Below are 16,045 nucleotides of genomic sequence, written 5' to 3' on the forward strand. Positions count from 1 at the left end.
GCTCCAAGCTTGATTCCGCCGGGGTTGGATATAACAAGAAGAACGTCTTTACCGCACCGTCGAAACCCCCAGTAAAGGGGGGCAAACAACAAAATTGCGAGTTGGAGAGAGCAGTAATGGCTGATCGTGAGGTCGGAACCGTCAAGTGGTTCAATGACGCCAAGGGCTATGGTTTCATTCAGCGCGAAAGCGGTCCTGATGTGTTCGTTCACTACCGCGCTATCCGCGGCGAGGGTCACCGCTCTCTGCTGGAAGGCCAGAAAGTGGAGTTTTCCGTGATCCAGGGTCAGAAGGGCCTGCAGGCGGAAGACGTCGCCAAGGTCTGAGACTCAAAAACAAAAGGCCCGTCAGTGACGGGCCTTTTGCTTTCTGTGATTCCTGTGTCCGGGCAGCCGGTTTTTCAATCGGTGCGCCAGATGAATTCCTGCTCGCCTTCTGCATTCACCTTGATCCAGCGGTCGGCATCCTCTTCGCCCTGCGTTTCCTGCCAGCCACCTGGCGCACAGCGGATTTCGATCCCAAGGGCCGCAAAGGCTGCGCGGGCGCAACCCAGATCATCGTCCCAAGGCGTGGCGTCGCTCTCCAGGTAGAGACTGTTCCATTTTCCGACGGCCTTCGGCAGCCAGGTGACAGGGATGCTTCCCGCCAGGCATTTGAAGGTTTGTCCCTTTTGCTGCCAGGGCGTGCAGGCACCCAGCGCCTCGTTGAGCCAGGCAGTCACGGCGTCCTGGTCGGTGTCCTTGAGGTAAATCTCGATATCGGGTTGGCGCATGGGGGACTCCCTAAACTTTCTCGATCCAATCGTAGCGAATGGACACCGTCACATCGAAGGCTTCTGCCACCACAGCTGCGCGGCGCTCGGCATTGGCGCGCCAGCCGTGCGGCGTCATGGCCAGCAGGTCGGCGCGAGCCTCGGCGTCGGCCAGGTGGAGGCGATAGGTCAAGGTCTCGCTGTGGGCCAGACGCATACCTGCCGGAATCTGCGCCAGGTGCTTCTGATCGTCGTAGTCGCGGACCTCGTCGTAGAGCTTCTCGCGCAACTCCAGCAGGTGGCCGCGGGTTGGTCCCATGCGCAGCAATCCACCGCCGGGCGCTAGAAGGCGCAACGCCTCCTGCCAATCCAGCGGACTGAAGACGCTGGCCAGCAATTGGCAGCTGCCATCAGCCAGGGGCACTCGCGCCATGCTCGCCACCAGCCAGTGCAGCTGCGGGGTGCGGCGGCAGGCGCGTTTCACCGCTTCACGAGAGATATCCAGGGCGTAGCCGTCGGTCGCGGGCAGGGCCATGGCCAACTGGCTGGTGTAATAGCCCTCGCCGCAGCCGATATCCAGCCAGCGCTCGGGATCGTACTTGGCCGCGAGCGCAGCCAGGCGGTTGGCCAGCGGCGCGTAGTGGCCGCCATCTAGGAATCGCCGGCGGGCTTCGACCATGGTGGCGTTGTCGCCTGGGTCACGGCTTTTCTTGTGCTGTACCGGCAGCAGGTTGTAGTAGCCCTGGCGCGCGCGGTCGAAGCTGTGGTTGGCCGGGCATACCAGTCCCCGGTCGTGGGCGCTCAGAGCGCCCTGGCAGAGGGGGCAGATGAGCATCATTGGGCGAGCAGGCGGACCAGGGTCTGCTGGTAGATGTCGGCCAGCAGGTCCAGATCGCTGGCCAGCACTCGTTCGTTGACCTGGTGGATTGTCGCGTTCACCGGGCCGAGTTCGACCACCTGGGTACCCATGGTGGCGATGAAACGGCCGTCGGAGGTGCCGCCGCTGGTGGACGGGGTGGTATCGCGGCCGGTGATGGCTTTGATGCTGGCGGAAACCGCGTCCAGCAACTCACCCGGCTGGGTGAGGAAGGGCAGGCCGGACAGGGCCCATTCCAGGTGGTAGTCCAGGCCGTGCTTGTCGAGGATGGCCTCGACGCGGCGCTGCAGGCCTTCCACGGTGGATTCGGTGGAGAAACGGAAGTTGAATACCGCCACCAGCTCGCCAGGGATGACGTTGGTGGCGCCGGTGCCGGAATTGAGGTTGGAGACCTGGAAACTGGTCGGCGGGAAGAAGGCGTTACCGTCGTCCCAGTGCTCGGCAGCGAGTTCGGCCAGGGCCGGGGCGATCAGGTGAATGGGGTTCTTCGCCAGGTGCGGGTAGGCCACGTGGCCTTGCACGCCGCGTACGGTCAGCTTGCCACCCAGGGAGCCGCGACGGCCGTTCTTCACCACATCACCTACCAGCGAGGTGCTCGACGGCTCACCGACGATGCACCAGTCCAGGCGCTCGCCGCGGGCGGCCAGGCGCTCGACCACGGCCTTGGTGCCGTGGTGGGCGGGGCCTTCTTCGTCACTGGTGATGAGGAAGGCGATGGCGCCCTTGTGGTGCGGGTGCTCGGCGACGAAACGCTCAACCGCCACCACCATGGCCGCCAGGCTGCCCTTCATGTCCGCCGCGCCACGGCCGCAGAGCATGCCCTGTTCGTCGATCAGGGCATCGAATGGCTGATGCTGCCAGGCTTGCACCGGACCAGTGGGCACCACGTCGGTATGACCCGCGAAGCAGAGCACCGGGCCCTCGCCGCCACGGATGGCCCAGAAGTTCTCAACGTCCTCGATACGCATGCGCTCGATGCGAAAGCCCGCAGCTTCCAGCCGGCGCATCATCATGTCCTGGCAGCCTTCGTCGACCGGGGTGACCGAGGGGCGACGAATAAGCTCGCAGGCGAGTTCGAGAGTGGGGGACAGGGCAGGCATGGAAGGCTCCGAAAAGCAGCGCGGAAACTGACAGGGTGAAAAGGCGGTTATCTTAAAGCAAGAACGGCGGCCAATGGCCGCCGTTTAAGGGTTTCGCTCGCTATCAGGCTGTAGCGACTTCTTCTTCCTGCTCCTCCTGGCCCTTTGGCAGGGAGGAGAGCAGGGCCATGATCAGCGCCGCCAGGTAGGGCAGTGACTGTACCAGCAGCATGGCCACCCAGAATTTCACGTCCGGACTGGGCATCCCCTGGACGATGGCGATACCAATGGCTGCGCCCCAGAGCAGCAGCATCACGAAGACCTCTTCGCGTGCTTCGGCCAGGGCCATCAGCAGCCCGTGGTTGGTCCGCATCTTCGGCGTGCGGAAGAACGGAATGCTCTTGGTGAAGAAGCCATAGAGCACGGCCTTGGCGATGGTGTGCGAAAGCGCAAGCCCCGCCACCGCGGCGCAGAAGGCGTCCTTTAGGTTGACTCCCACCGCGCGCTGGTAGAGGAACACGATCTTGCCCACCTTGAAGAAGAACAGCGCCAGCGGAGGGATGGCGAAGATCAGCAGTGGCGGGTCGACCCGTTGCGGCACGATGATCATCGCCGCGGACCAGAGCAAGGCACCGATGGTGAAGAAGATGTTCAGGCCATCGGCGACCCAGGGCAGCCAGCCAGCAATGAAGTGGTAGCGCTGGCCTTGCTTGAGCTTGGAGTCCTGCCCCAGGAACAGGCTGCGGGCGTGCCCCTTCATGATCTGGACAGCGCCGTAGGCCCAGCGGAAACGCTGCTTCTTGTAGTCGATGAAGGTGTCCGGCATCAGTCCACGGCCAAAGCTCTCGTGCGCATAGGCTGCCGCATACCCGCTCTTGAACACGCGCAGACCCAGTTCGGCGTCTTCGCAAATGGTCCAGTCGGCCCATTTCAGCTCGTCCATCACGCTGCGACGGATCATGGTCATGGTGCCGTGCTGGATGATGGCGTTGCGGTCGTTGCGGGTGACCATGCCGATATGGAAGAAGCCCTTGTACTCCGCATAGCAGAGCTTCTTGAAGGTGTTTTCGTTACCGTCGCGATAGTCCTGCGGCGACTGCACCACGGCGATTTCCGGGTCGGCGAAGTGCGGAACCATGTACTTCAGCCAGTTGCGGTCGACACAGTAATCGGAGTCGATCACCGCCACGACTTCGGCGTCCGGTGCGGTGTACGGCAGGATGTAGTTCAGCGCGCCACCCTTGAAGCCTTCCAGCGGGGCAACGTGGAAGAACTTGAAGCGCGGGCCCAGTTGCTCGCAGTAATCGCGCACCGGTTCCCAGACGGCCGGGTCCTTGGTGTTGTTGTCGATGATCAGGACTTCGTAGTCCGGATAGTCGAGGTTGGCCAGGGCGTCGAGGGTCTGTTTGACCATCTCCGGAGGCTCGTTGTAGCAGGGCACGTGCACCGAGACTTTCGGGCGGTAGGCGCTGTCGGCCAGTACCGGCAGGAAGGGACGTCGGCGCTTGCGTACCCAGACGGCTTCGGCCAGTTCGTGGGCCTCGGTCAGCAGCACGATGAACACGCCGAGGGCGCCGACACCGAGCAACAGGCCGACAGTCAGGCTGAACCAGGTGCTGTACTGCTGGCTGTAGTCGTAGGCGATCCAGACCAGTACCGAGCCACCGGCGAAGGCGACGAAGGTCAGGAAGGTGCGGCCGCGCTGGCGCAGGGCGCTTCCGTCGATCAACATCAGGGCCAGGGCCAGTAGCGCCATGACTACCGAGGCCACCGCGAGCATGCGCCATTGTGGGATGGCAATCACCGGGCCTTCGAAGGCGAATTTCGGCTGGCGTTCCAGGTTGTAGACGCCCCAGTAGGCGCCCACCGCTCCCTCGTCACTGGCCTTCCACGGCTGGTCGAAGGCTTCGATCACGAAGTAGTTGTAGCCCTTGGCGTTCAGGGCGTTGACCAGGGTGCGCAGGTAGATGGCCTGGTCGGCCTGGGAGGCGTCGGCACCGCCGCGCATGCGGCCGTTGCTTGGCCAACCCACTTCAGAGAGGAGCAGGGGCTTTTTCGGGAAGGCCTTCTTCAGGTCCTTGGCGCGTTCCAGGACGAACTCGGTGGAGTCCTCCATCGGCACGAATTCCCAGTACGGCAGCACGTGGGCGGCAACGAGGTCCACGTGTTTGGCCAGTTCCGGGTATTTCAGCCAGATGTGCCACTGTTCGGACGTGGTCACCGGCACTTTCACGGCAGCGCGGACGCGGTCCAGGTAGACCACCAGGTCCTTGCGGCTGATTTCGCGGCGGAACAGGGCTTCGTTGCCTACGACCACGCGAACGACGCTGCGGGAGGTGTTGGCGATTTCGATGGCCTTGGCGATCTCGCGCTCGTTGCGCTCTTCATCCGGGCTGATCCAGACGCCCAGGGTCACCCGCAGGCCGAATTCCTCGGCCAGGCGAGGGATGTCCGCCAGGGTGCCATCGACTGAGTAGGTCCGGATGTTGTCGGTCTGCTTGCTCAGCAGCTCGAGGTCCTGACGGATTTGCTCGTCGTTGGGGTAACGGTTTTGCTGGGGGTTCTGATCCGCGCGGAAGGGCGAGAAGGAGTAGCCGGAGATCTGTTCCGGCCAGTCCGGCGCGGTGACCGGGCGGTTGTAAAGTGCCCAGATACCGGTGAACAACGCGGCAACTGCCACGAAGACCACCAGGTTGAGTCCAAATTTACGCGATGGCATAGAGGTCAAGGGTTCCGAAGCTTGGAACTAGGGTAGGGCCAGCGGGTTGCTGGTCGGCGCGAATCCTACCCCGGCGCCCAACAGCTGTATAGATTGCAACCAGCCGGAGAGCCAGATGGCTGTCTCCGACCGTTCTTTTGTTTGCCAGAGGCCCCAGAAGTTCGGGCGATGTGGCAAAAAGCCGCTTCGGATCGTTCCGGGTCAGCCTCACAGCGCCCTGAGCAGAATGCGTTCGCTGACCTCCAGATCGAGATCGCGGCGCTCGCTCAGGGCGGTCATGCTGTGGCGCTCCAGTTGTGCCAGCACCTGGGGGATCACATCGGCGTCCAGGCCGTGCTCAGACAGGCGGGTGGGCACGCCCATGCGTTTGAAGAAGTCGCGGGTGGCCTGGATCGCAGCATCGATGCGTTGTTCTTCGTCCCCTTCCTTTAGGCCCCAGACGCGGGTCGCGTATTGCATCAGCTTTTCGCGCTTGACCTGGCGGCGCTCTGCCAGCAGTGCGGGCAACACCACGGCCAGGGTCTGGGCGTGGTCAATGTGGTAGAGCGCGGTCAGTTCGTGGCCGATCATGTGAGTCGACCAATCCTGCGGCACGCCGCAGCCGAGCAGGCCATTCAGGGCCTGGGTGGCGCACCACATCAGGTTGGCGCGCACGGCATAGTCCTCGGGGTTGGCCAGTGCCTTCGGGCCCTCTTCTATCAGGGTCAGCAGCAGGCCTTCGGCGTAACGGTCCTGCAGGGGGGCATCGGCTGGGTAGGTCAGGTACTGCTCGATGGTGTGGACGAAGGCATCCACCACGCCGTTGCCGATCTGCCGTGCAGGTAGGCTGAAGGTGGTGCGCGGGTCAAGGATGGCGAAGCGCGGGTAGAGCAGGGCACTAGAGAAGGGCAGCTTCTCTTGGCGGGCGACATGGGTGACCACGCCGTGCGGGTTGCTTTCGGAACCCGTGGCGGCCAGCGTCAGGACACACCCCATGGGCAGGGCGGCGGTGATGCGCTTGCCGCTGAGCAGCTCCAGCGGGTCGCCGTCATGGCAGGCAGCGGCGGCGATGAACTTGCTGCCATCGATCACCGAGCCGCCCCCCACTGCGACGATGAAGTCGCACTGCTCGGTCCTGGCCAGCTGGGCGGCCTTGACCAGGGTGTCGAACTGTGGATTGGCCTCGATGCCGCCGAATCGGGTCAGTTGATGGCCTGCCAGTGCTTCTTCCACCTGCTGCCAGACGCCGTTCTGGAAGATGCTGCCGCCGCCGTGGGTGACCAGCACCCGGCTACCAGCCGGAACATCCCGCGTCAGTTTGGATATCTGGCCTTCGCCGAAGTGGATGCGGGTAGGGTTGTAGAAGGTGAAATTGCGCATGACCGGCTCCCTTGTCGTTATCGAGCGACTATAGCCCTGGCGGACCGTGACCGAATCTATGGGCCACCATTCAGCGGCGATGGACTTGGGCCGAGGGATCGCGCTTCCTATAATGCGCGCCCGCCCGAAGGTTGGCGATGGGAGTGATTGGCATGAGTACAGACGAGCGTTTCGGCGGTATTGCCCGGCTTTATGGCCTGGAAGGACTTGCCCGGTTGCAGGCGGCCCATGTGGCCGTGGTCGGCATCGGCGGCGTGGGTTCCTGGGCGGCCGAGGCCCTGGCGCGCTCCGGGGTGGGGGAAATATCCCTGTTCGACCTGGACGACGTCTGCATCACCAACACCAATCGCCAGGTGCATGCCATCGAAGGTGCCGTGGGCAAGGCCAAGGTCGATGTAATGGCCGAGCGCATTCGTGCCATCAACCCGGCTTGCGTGGTTCATGCCGTAGCGGACTTCGTTACCCGCGAGACCATGGTCGAGTACATCACTCCCGAGCTGGATGCGGTGATCGACTGCATCGACAGCGTCGCGGCCAAGGCGGCGCTGATCGCCTGGTGCAAGCGGCGCAAGATCCAGATTGTCACCACCGGCGGCGCCGGTGGCCAGGTGGACCCGGCGCAGATCCAGGTTGCCGATCTGAACAAGACCTTCAATGACCCCCTCGCGGCCAAGGTGCGCTCTACGCTACGCCGCGACTACAACTTCTCCCGCACGCCGGGACGCACCTACAGCGTGCCCTGCGTGTTTTCTAGCGAGCAGCTGCGTTATCCGAAGCCGGACGGTTCGGTGTGCCAGCAGAAGAGCTTCGTTGGTGAAGGCGTGAAGCTGGACTGCGCCGGAGGGTTTGGCGCGGTGATGATGGTGACCGCCACTTTCGGCATGGTCGCTGCGGCACGGATTGTGGATAAGTTGGTGGCCGGAGCGCGCAGGCCGTCGGAACGAAACGTATCCTGATTCGTAGGATGGGTTGAGGAACGAAAACCATGCGGACCCCGGTAGATGGGTTTCGCGGGCTCTACCCATCCTGCGGAATATCGGCCTTGTGCCTTGGCGAATGAATTCGTCCCTACAGGGCCATCTCACGCATTTTCTTGAGCACGGCATTCAGGCCGTTGCTGCGTGATGGCGACAACTGCCGGCCTAGCCCCAATTGGTTGAACCAGGCCGCCAGGTCGACAGTCGCCAATTCTTCGGCCGCAAGGCCCTCGACCCGCGCCAGCAGCACCGCCAGCAGGCCTCGGATCAGCCGAGCATCGCTGGTCGCGCGGAAGTACCAATGGCCATCGCGCATCTCTCCCACCAGCCAGACCTGGCTTTCGCAGCCATGCACCCGGTTAGCGTCGCTGCGCTCGGCGTCGGTCAAGGCATCCAGTCGCTCGCCCCATTGCATGAGCAGGCGCGCGCGCTGTTCCCAGCCACCCGCAGCGGTGAAGGTATCCAGGGCTGTGCGTGCTTGTTCCGGCAGGCTCATCGCAGCAGTTCCAGGGCGTTGTCCAGGGCGCTGAAGAAGCGCTCCAGATCTTCGCCGTCGTTATAGAGGCCTAGAGAGGCACGTATGGCGCCTTGCAGGCCGAGGTTCCGCATCAGCGGCATCGCGCAGTGATGGCCAGCACGCACGGCAATCCCTTGCTCGGTGAGCAGGTGGGCCAGGTCGGCGTTATGCACACCCTCGATGGTGAAACTGGCCAGTGCCAGCTGAGGTTCGCCCAGCAGGTGTACGCCGTCTCGGGCGGCCAGTCCGGCCAGCAGTTTGGCGTGCAGGGCAGCCTCGTGGCCGGCGACGGCGGCGGCGTCCAGGCTGTTCAGGTACTCCAGCGCTGCGCCCAAGCCGATTACCGAGGCGATGGCCGGGGTGCCGGCCTCGAAGCCCAGGGGGGCGCCGTGGAAGTCGGCCGTCTGGTAGGTGGCGGTATGCACCATTTCGCCACCGAACTGCCAGTGTTTCAGGCGTGTTAGCGAGTCACTGCGGCCGTAGAGCACACCAACGCCGTCCGGGCCATAGAGTTTGTGGCTGGAAAACGCGTAGAAATCGCACCCGAGCGCCTGGACGTCGTGGCGGCCATGGACTGCGCCCTGGGCACCGTCCACTACGGTCAGGGCACCCTGGCTACGCGCCAAGGGCAGCAGCTCGGTCAGCGGCTGCCAGCGGCCGAGGACGTTGGAGAGCTGGCTCAGCGCGATAAGGCGGGTGCGCGAACCGATCAGCGCGCGCGCCTGCTCCAGGTCGATCCGGCCTCGGTGGTCCAGAGGCAGGACAACCAGCTTGAGCTGCTTGCGCAGTGCCAGTTGCTGCCAGGGCAGCAGGTTGGCGTGGTGTTCCAGGGCGCTGACAACGATCTCGTCGCCGGAGTGGAAAAGATGTTCCAGGCCATAGGCCAGAAGATTGATGGCTTCCGTGGTACCACGGGTGAAGAGAATTTCCGCCGGGCTCGCCGCATTCAACCAGTGCGCCACATGGGTGCGGGTACCTTCAAAGGCTCGGGTGGCGCGCTCGCCTGGCAGATGCTGGGCTCGATGCACATTGGCGGCGCCGCTGGCGTAATAGCCAAGCAGGGCGTCCAGTACAGCTTGGGGCTTTTGTGCGGTCGCGGCGCTGTCGAGGTAGGTCTGTCCCTCGGCCGCGAGGGCCGAAAGGGCAGGGAAGTCGGAACGCCAGGGAGAGGTCAGGGACATGGCACGCTTGAACGCTGGAGGCGGGAAGGGAAGCTGGAAGCCATTCTGCTTCGGGCCTCCAGCTTCAAGCTTAGTTTCAGTTGTGAGCGTGGAGGGCTTCGTTCAGCTCGATCGCGGTCTTGTTGGTCTTGCACTCGACCGCGCCGTTCTGCGAGTTGCGGCGGAACAGCAGGTCCGGTTGGCCGGCCAGGTCGCGCGCCTTGACCACTTTCACCAACTGATTCTGGTCGTCCAGCAGGGCCACTTTGGTGCCGGCTGTGATGTACAGACCAGCTTCGACGATGTTGCGGTCACCCAGCGGAATGCCGATGCCGGCGTTAGCTCCGATCAGGCAGCCTTCGCCTACGGAAATGACGATGTTGCCGCCGCCGGACAGAGTGCCCATGGTGGAGCAACCGCCGCCCAGGTCCGAGCCCTTGCCGACGAAGACGCCTGCGGAAACGCGGCCTTCGATCATGCCAGGGCCTTCGGTTCCGGCGTTGAAGTTGATGAAGCCTTCGTGCATCACAGTGGTGCCTTCACCCACGTAGGCGCCCAGGCGCACACGGGCGGTGTCGGCGATGCGGACACCGGCCGGAACCACGTAGTCGGTCATTTTCGGGAACTTGTCCACGGAGAAGACTTCCAGCAGTTCGCCCTTCAGGCGGGATTCCAGTTGGCGCCCGGCCAGTTCGGACAGGTCGACGGCGCCCTGGCTGGTCCAGGCCACGTTTGGCAGCAGCGGGAAGATGCCGGTCAGGTTCAGGCCATGGGGCTTGGCCAGGCGGTGGGACAGCAGGTGCAGCTTGAGGTAGGCCTCAGGCGTGGAAGTCAGTGCGGCGTCTTCGGCCAGCAGGGTGACGACCAGCGGCTTCTGGCTCTCGGCAAGGCGGGTCAGCAGCGCGGCCTGGATGGCGTCGATGTCCTTCAGGGCGGTGGCCAGCTGGCTGGCCTGGGCATTGCTGATGGCGATGGCCTGATTGCCGGCGCTGTAGCCGATCACGGGGGCGACGGCAGCGACCAATTGCTCGGAGGGCTTGAGCAGGGGCTGGGCGTAAAAGACTTCGAGCCAGTTGCCCTGGCGGTTCTGGGTGCCGACGCCGAAGGCGATGCTGAAGAGTGCGTTGGACATGAGGATTCCTCTTGCTGAAGGGTGGTGATCAGGCGTTGCGCATAGCCGTGTACGCAGGTTCCGGCGCACGGCTGGCAAGTGGGATGAACGCCTGGGCGGTAGTCATGGTTGCTTGAAGGCGGCGGCGTAGAGGTCCGGCTTGAAGCCGACCAAGGTACGGGTACCCAGGTCGAGCACCGGGCGCTTGATCATCGACGGCTGGGCCAGCATCAGGGCGATGGCCTTGTCCTGGTCCAGGTCCGCCTTCTGCGCGTCATCCAGTTTGCGGAAGGTGGTGCCGGCGCGGTTCAGGACGGTTTCCCAGCCGTGCTCGGTGCACCATTTCTCCAGGTTGGCGCGGTCGATGGCCGAGGCCTTGTAGTCATGGAAGCTGTAGCTCACGCCCTGCTCTTCGAGCCAGGTTCGGGCTTTCTTCATGGTGTCGCAAGCTTTGATGCCGTAGAGGGTGATGCTCATCGTGTCGTTCCTTTGAGGCTCACAGTCCCTTGATGAAGGCGCGGATGCGCTCACCGGCTTCGACGCATTCGGCCAGCGGGGCCACCAGGGCCATGCGCACGCGGCCAGCACCAGGGTTGAAGCCGCCGACGGCACGCGACAGGTAGGAGCCGGGCACCACGGTGACGTGCTCGCGGGCGAACAGTTCACGGGTGAAGGTCTCGTCGTCGACCGGGGTCTTCGGCCAGAGGTAGAAGCCGCCGTCGGGGCGCTTCACGTCCAGAACCGGGCCGAGGATATCCAGCATGGCATCGAACTTTTCGCGGTACAGCGCGCGGTTGGCGCGTACGTGGACTTCGTCGTTCCAGGCGGCGACGCTGGCCAGCTGGGTCTGCACCGGCATGGCACAGCCGTGGTAGGTGCGGTACAGCAGGAAGGACTTGAGGATGTCAGCGTCGCCGGCGACGAAGCCGGAGCGCAGGCCGGGCAGGTTGGAGCGCTTGGACAGGCTGTGGAAGACCACGCAGCGCTTGAAGTCCGATCGGCCCAGTTCGGCACAGGCGGTGAGCAGGCCGGCTGGCGGGTTCTGCTCGTCGAAGTAAAGCTCGCTGTAGCACTCGTCGGCGGCGATCACGAAGTCATGTTCGTCGGCCAGGGCGATCAGTTTCTTCAGGGTGTCCAACGGGATCAGCGCGCCGGTGGGGTTGCCCGGCGAGCAGAGAAAGAGGATCTGGCAGCGTTGCCAGACGTCCGCTGGAACGGCGTCGAAGTCCGGGTTGAAGCCGTTCTCCGCCAGGCACGGCAGGTAGTGGGGCTCGGCGCCGGCCAGCAGGGCTGCACCTTCGTAGATTTGATAGAAGGGGTTCGGGCTGACCACCAGGCCGTCGTCGGTGCGGTTGACCACTGCCTGAGTGAAGGCGAACAGCGCCTCACGGGTGCCGTTCACCGGCAGCACGTGGCGAGCGGCCTCAAGCCAGCCAGCCGGTACCTTGAAACGGTGCTCGCACCACTGTGCGATGGCTTCGCGCAGGGCCGGGATACCCAGGGTGGTGGGGTAGACCGACAACTGGTCGAGATTGGCCGCCAGGGCCTCGGCGACGAAGGCCGGGGAGCGATGCTTGGGCTCGCCGATGGACAGGGCGATGGCCTTCTTCTCCGCCGGTGGCTGGGCGCCGGCCAGCAGGGCGCGGAGTTTCTCGAAGGGGTAGGGCTGCAGTTGGTTCAGGGCTTCGTTCATGGTTGTAGGGCGTCAACAGGGAGGTCGTGGGTGAATCGGTGCAATCCGGCCAGCGGCCTTATTGCACCCTACGGGTTCAGATTTTTATCCGTGTCGGGTCCAGGCTCTGTCCGTTGGCTTGGGATAACTGGGAGACGATGGCCTCCTGGAGCCGCAGGCAGAACTCGGGGTCGGAAAGCGGCTGGTTGTTGGCGTCGGTGACGAAGAAGACGTCTTCCACCCGCTCGCCCAGCGTGGCGATCTTGGCGTTCTGCAGCGACAGATCGAACTCCAGGAAGATGCGCCCTATACGCGCCAGCAGACCGGGGCGGTCGGGGGCGATCAGTTCGAGGATGGTCACCGGGCGCTGGGCGTCGTTGGAGATGGTCACCTGCGGCGGGAAGGCGAAGTGCTTGAGCTGGCGCGGTACGCGGCGCTGGATGATGGCCGGGTATTCGTCCGGGTTCTTCAGGGCGTCGATCAGACCTTCGCGGATCTCGCGGATACGCGCCGGGTTCTCGCCGATCCGCCCGCCATCGGCATCGAGCACGATGTAGGTGTCGAGGGTGAACTGGCTGGTGGACGTGATGATTCGCGCATCGTGAATGTTCAGGTTCAACTGCGACATGGCGGCCACGGTCACGGCGAAGAAGTCGTGCTGGTCCGGTGCATAGATGAATATCTGGGTGGCGCCCTCGAACTCGCGCTGGGCGGTTTCCTTGATCAACACCAGGGGATCGATGCCGGCCGGGTGCTGGAGAATGGCCTCGGTGTGCCAGGCCACGTCATTGGCGGTGTGGCGCAGGAAATAGTCATCGCCCAGCTGCGACCAGAGCTGCTCGGCCTCGTCCTGGTCGATACCGTTGCGTACCAGGATGTCGATGGCGGCGGACTGGGTCTGGCGGATCTGCTCTTCGCGGTCCAGCGGGTTCTCCAGGCCGCGACGCAAGGCGCGCTTGGTCTCGGTGTACAGCTGACGCAGCAGGCTGGCGCGCCAGGAGTTCCACAGGCTCGGATTGGTGGCGTTGATGTCGGCCACGGTAAGTACGTAGAGGTAGTCCAGACGAGTCTGGTCGCCCACCAGGCGGGCGAAGTCGTAGATCACCTGCGGGTCGGATAGGTCTTTGCGCTGGGCGGTGGTGGACATCACCAGGTGGTGCTGCACCAGCCAGGCTACCAGGCGCGAATCCCATACCGGGAGATGGTGGCGGGCGCAGAAGATCTCGGCATCCACAGCGCCCAGCTCGGAGTGGTCACCGCCGCGGCCCTTGCCGATGTCATGGTAGAGCCCGGCGAGGTAGATCAGCTCCGGCTTGGGGAGCTTGTCGATGAGCTTGCTGGCCAAGGGGAATTTCTCCGCCAGCTCCGGCCACTTCAGCTTGCGCAGGTGCTTGATCAGGTTGAGGGTATGAGCATCCACCGTATAGATGTGGAACAGGTCGTGCTGCATCTGCCCGATGATCTGGCCGAACTCCGGCAGGTATAGGCCGAGAATGCCGTAGCGGTTCATCCGCCGCAGGTTGCGGTGGATGCCTTGGGCAGATTTGAACAGCTCGATGAACAGGCTGGTGTTGCGGATATCCTTGCGGAAATCGTCGTCGATCAGGTGACGGCTGTCCCGCAGCAGGCGGATGGTATCCGCGCGCACGCCCTTTATCGCCGGGTGCTGGGCCATCAGCACGAAGATTTCCAGCATGGCGAAGGGGGTACGCTTGAAAACGTTGGGGTGGGTCACCTCGATGTAGCCGTCACGCAGTTGGAAGCGGCTGTTCAGCGGCTGCGCCTGGCCGGTTTCGCCGGCGCGGAGGATAACCTCCTCGAAATGCTGGTTGATCAGGTCGCTGAGTTCGGAAACCCCCATCACCACCCGGTAGTACTTCTGCATGAAGCGCTCGATGCCGAGCTTGTCGTCACCGTCCTCGAAGCCCAGCAGGGCGGCGATCTTGCGCTGGTGGTCGAACAGCAGACGGTCTTCGGCGCGGCCGGCCAGCATGTGGAGGGCGTAACGGACCTTCCAGAGGAACTCCTGGCTGGACGCGAGCATGCTGCATTCGCTTTCCACCAGAAAACCCTGTTGCACCAGACCATGCAGGTTGAGGCTACCGAACTGGCGACGGGCGACCCAGAGAATGGTCTGGATATCGCGCAGCCCGCCTGGGGAGCCCTTCACATTGGGTTCCAGGTTGTATTCGGTGTCGTTGTACTTGGCGTGACGTGCCTTTTGCTCGTTGCGCTTGGCGAGGAAGAAGTGCTTGCTCGGCCACATCTGCTCGGGGCTGGTGACTTCCAGCATGCGCTGGCGAAGGTGCTCTGGGCCGGCGATGGTGCGGCTTTCCATCAGGTTGGTAACCACCGTCAGGTCGGCGCGGGCTTCTTCGGCGCACTCGGCTACCGAACGTACACTCTGGCCGACTTCCAGGCCGATGTCCCAGAGCAGGGTGAGGAAGCCTTCGATGGCCTCGCGGAATACTTCGTGGTCAGCGCTGTCCAGCAGGATCAGCAGGTCGATGTCGGAGAAGGGGTGTAGCTCGCCGCGCCCGTAGCCGCCGACCGCCAGCAAGGCGATGTCGGCGTCCTCGCTCCAGTCGAAACGCTCCCATGCCGCCCGCAGGATCTGGTCGACGAACCAAGCGCGGTCTTCCACCAGGCGACGGATGTCGCGACCGTGGGTGAAACGGTTGTCGAGCACTTCACGGGCCTGGCGTATGGCTTTCTTGAAGGCAGCGATGGGGCTGGACTTCAAAGCCAGTTCCGCCTGGAACTGCCCGCGGTCGAACAACTCGGGATCCACCTGCGGCATGGGGCGGCTTTCCTTATATAAGTCGGTGATCAGGGCGAGGTGCGCGCCAGCGTATCGTCGCTGCGCAGCGTGAGGATCTCGTAGCCATCGGCAGTCACCAGGACGGTGTGCTCCCACTGGGCGGAAAGCTTGCGGTCCTTGGTGATGGCGGTCCAGCCGTCACCCAGCAGGCGGGTTTCCGGGCGGCCCTGGTTGATCATAGGCTCGATGGTGAAGGTCATGCCTTCCTTGAGCTCCATGCCGGTGCCGGCGCGGCCGTAGTGCAGGACCTGGGGCTCTTCGTGGAACACCGCGCCTATGCCATGGCCGCAATATTCACGGACCACCGAGTAACCGAGCTTCTCGGCATGCTTCTGGATCACTTCGCCGATATCACCCAGACGCGCGCCGGGCTTCACCAACTGGATGCCCTTGTACATGCATTCCTGGGTTACGCGGCAGAGCTTGTCGGCCCATTCCGGCACCTTGCCCACCAGGAACATCTTGCTGGTGTCGCCGTGGTAGCCGTCCTTGATGACGGTGATGTCGATATTGAGGATGTCGCCATCCTTCAGCGGCTTCTCGTTGGGGATGCCATGGCACACCACATGGTTGACCGAGGTGCAGATCGACTTGGGGAAGCCCTTGTAGTTGAGGGGGGCGGGGATGGCCTGCTGCACATTGATGATGTAGTCGTGGCAGATACGATCCAGTTCCTCGGTGGTCACGCCGGGTTTGACATGCTCGCCGATCATCTCCAGCACTTCGGCGGCCAGGCGGCCGGCAACGCGCATTTTCTCGATTTCTGCGGGCGTCTTGATGGTGACGGTCATATTGGGTCTCGGGCGCAAACGGAAAAGGCTTGATATTAACAGCTTCAAGCCGCAAGCCATAAGCGGCTAGCAGGAAGCGGCCTGTTTTGCGGCGTATCGTTCCAGTAGCTTGGGTCTGCTTTTTGTGCTATAAAACGCGCCGCTTTACGGGCGTACTGTCCGAAAGCACAAACCCACACACGTATCGACACGATCTCCTGGGTGCCCGAAA

The 16,045-nt window shown here is 63.6% G+C and carries 14 protein-coding genes; 2 read left to right on the forward strand and 12 right to left on the reverse strand.

The genetic code is table 11. The features are described 5' to 3' along the window. The first annotated feature begins 116 nt into the window (after positions 1 to 116). Positions 117 to 326, forward strand: coding sequence for a cold-shock protein (locus tag E8F20_RS24315; protein ID WP_016494409.1), 210 nt, complete (start codon positions 117 to 119; stop codon positions 324 to 326). 74 nt (positions 327 to 400) lie between these two features. Here the strand turns inward: E8F20_RS24315 and E8F20_RS24320 are convergent, their stop codons facing one another. From E8F20_RS24320 to E8F20_RS24340, 5 genes are all read right to left on the reverse strand, one after another. After that, positions 401 to 772 (reverse strand): hypothetical protein, encoded by a 372-nt coding sequence (locus tag E8F20_RS24320; RefSeq protein ID WP_280286045.1) that lies wholly within the window; start codon positions 770 to 772, stop codon positions 401 to 403. Between the two features lie 10 nt (positions 773 to 782). Then, positions 783 to 1,586 carry a putative RNA methyltransferase gene (locus E8F20_RS24325; RefSeq protein WP_280286183.1) on the reverse strand — a complete coding sequence of 268 codons (804 nt, stop codon included), beginning with the start codon at positions 1,584 to 1,586 and terminating at the stop codon, positions 783 to 785. Further along, positions 1,586 to 2,728, reverse strand: coding sequence for a succinyl-diaminopimelate desuccinylase (dapE, locus tag E8F20_RS24330; protein WP_280286046.1), 1,143 nt, complete (start codon positions 2,726 to 2,728; stop codon positions 1,586 to 1,588). Before dapE ends, E8F20_RS24325 begins: the two co-directional genes overlap by 1 nt. A 103-nt stretch (positions 2,729 to 2,831) precedes the next feature. Next, the gene (locus E8F20_RS24335; protein WP_280286047.1) at positions 2,832 to 5,426 is read right to left on the reverse strand and encodes a glycosyltransferase; all 2,595 of its coding nucleotides are present in this window, start codon (positions 5,424 to 5,426) and stop codon (positions 2,832 to 2,834) included. Positions 5,427 to 5,633: 207 nt separating this feature from the next. Further along, on the reverse strand, positions 5,634 to 6,785 hold the full coding sequence (locus tag E8F20_RS24340) for an iron-containing alcohol dehydrogenase (RefSeq protein ID WP_280286048.1): 1,152 nt from the start codon (positions 6,783 to 6,785) through the stop codon (positions 5,634 to 5,636). 152 nt (positions 6,786 to 6,937) lie between these two features. Between E8F20_RS24340 and tcdA the strand changes: the two genes are divergently transcribed. Continuing rightward, a complete protein-coding gene (tcdA, locus tag E8F20_RS24345; protein WP_280286049.1) occupies positions 6,938 to 7,741 on the forward strand; it encodes a tRNA cyclic N6-threonylcarbamoyladenosine(37) synthase TcdA in 804 nt (267 codons plus the stop codon). 112 nt (positions 7,742 to 7,853) lie between these two features. Here tcdA and E8F20_RS24350 read toward each other — a convergent pair whose 3' ends face one another. The 7 genes from E8F20_RS24350 to map form a co-directional block, all read right to left on the reverse strand. Continuing rightward, on the reverse strand, positions 7,854 to 8,258 hold the full coding sequence (locus E8F20_RS24350; protein ID WP_280286050.1) for a SufE family protein: 405 nt from the start codon (positions 8,256 to 8,258) through the stop codon (positions 7,854 to 7,856). Then, positions 8,255 to 9,460 (reverse strand): cysteine desulfurase, encoded by a 1,206-nt coding sequence (locus E8F20_RS24355; protein WP_280286051.1) that lies wholly within the window; start codon positions 9,458 to 9,460, stop codon positions 8,255 to 8,257. Before E8F20_RS24355 ends, E8F20_RS24350 begins: the two co-directional genes overlap by 4 nt. Before the next feature lie 76 nt (positions 9,461 to 9,536). Continuing rightward, the gene (dapD, locus tag E8F20_RS24360; RefSeq protein WP_280286052.1) at positions 9,537 to 10,571 is read right to left on the reverse strand and encodes a 2,3,4,5-tetrahydropyridine-2,6-dicarboxylate N-succinyltransferase; all 1,035 of its coding nucleotides are present in this window, start codon (positions 10,569 to 10,571) and stop codon (positions 9,537 to 9,539) included. 102 nt (positions 10,572 to 10,673) lie between these two features. Continuing rightward, the gene (locus tag E8F20_RS24365; RefSeq protein ID WP_280286053.1) at positions 10,674 to 11,027 is read right to left on the reverse strand and encodes an ArsC family reductase; all 354 of its coding nucleotides are present in this window, start codon (positions 11,025 to 11,027) and stop codon (positions 10,674 to 10,676) included. Between the two features lie 19 nt (positions 11,028 to 11,046). Continuing rightward, a complete protein-coding gene (gene dapC, locus E8F20_RS24370; RefSeq protein ID WP_280286054.1) occupies positions 11,047 to 12,243 on the reverse strand; it encodes a succinyldiaminopimelate transaminase in 1,197 nt (398 codons plus the stop codon). 76 nt (positions 12,244 to 12,319) lie between these two features. Beyond that, positions 12,320 to 15,022: a [protein-PII] uridylyltransferase gene (locus E8F20_RS24375; RefSeq protein WP_280286055.1), complete on the reverse strand. Its 2,703-nt coding sequence runs from the start codon at positions 15,020 to 15,022 to the stop codon at positions 12,320 to 12,322. A 29-nt stretch (positions 15,023 to 15,051) separates the two neighbouring features. Then, positions 15,052 to 15,834: a type I methionyl aminopeptidase gene (gene map / locus E8F20_RS24380; RefSeq protein ID WP_280286056.1), complete on the reverse strand. Its 783-nt coding sequence runs from the start codon at positions 15,832 to 15,834 to the stop codon at positions 15,052 to 15,054. Positions 15,835 to 16,045 lie beyond the last annotated feature (211 nt).

The sequence above is a fragment of the Pseudomonas sp. BN415 genome (assembly GCF_029871195.1).
In the GTDB taxonomy this organism is placed as follows: domain Bacteria; phylum Pseudomonadota; class Gammaproteobacteria; order Pseudomonadales; family Pseudomonadaceae; genus Metapseudomonas; species Metapseudomonas resinovorans.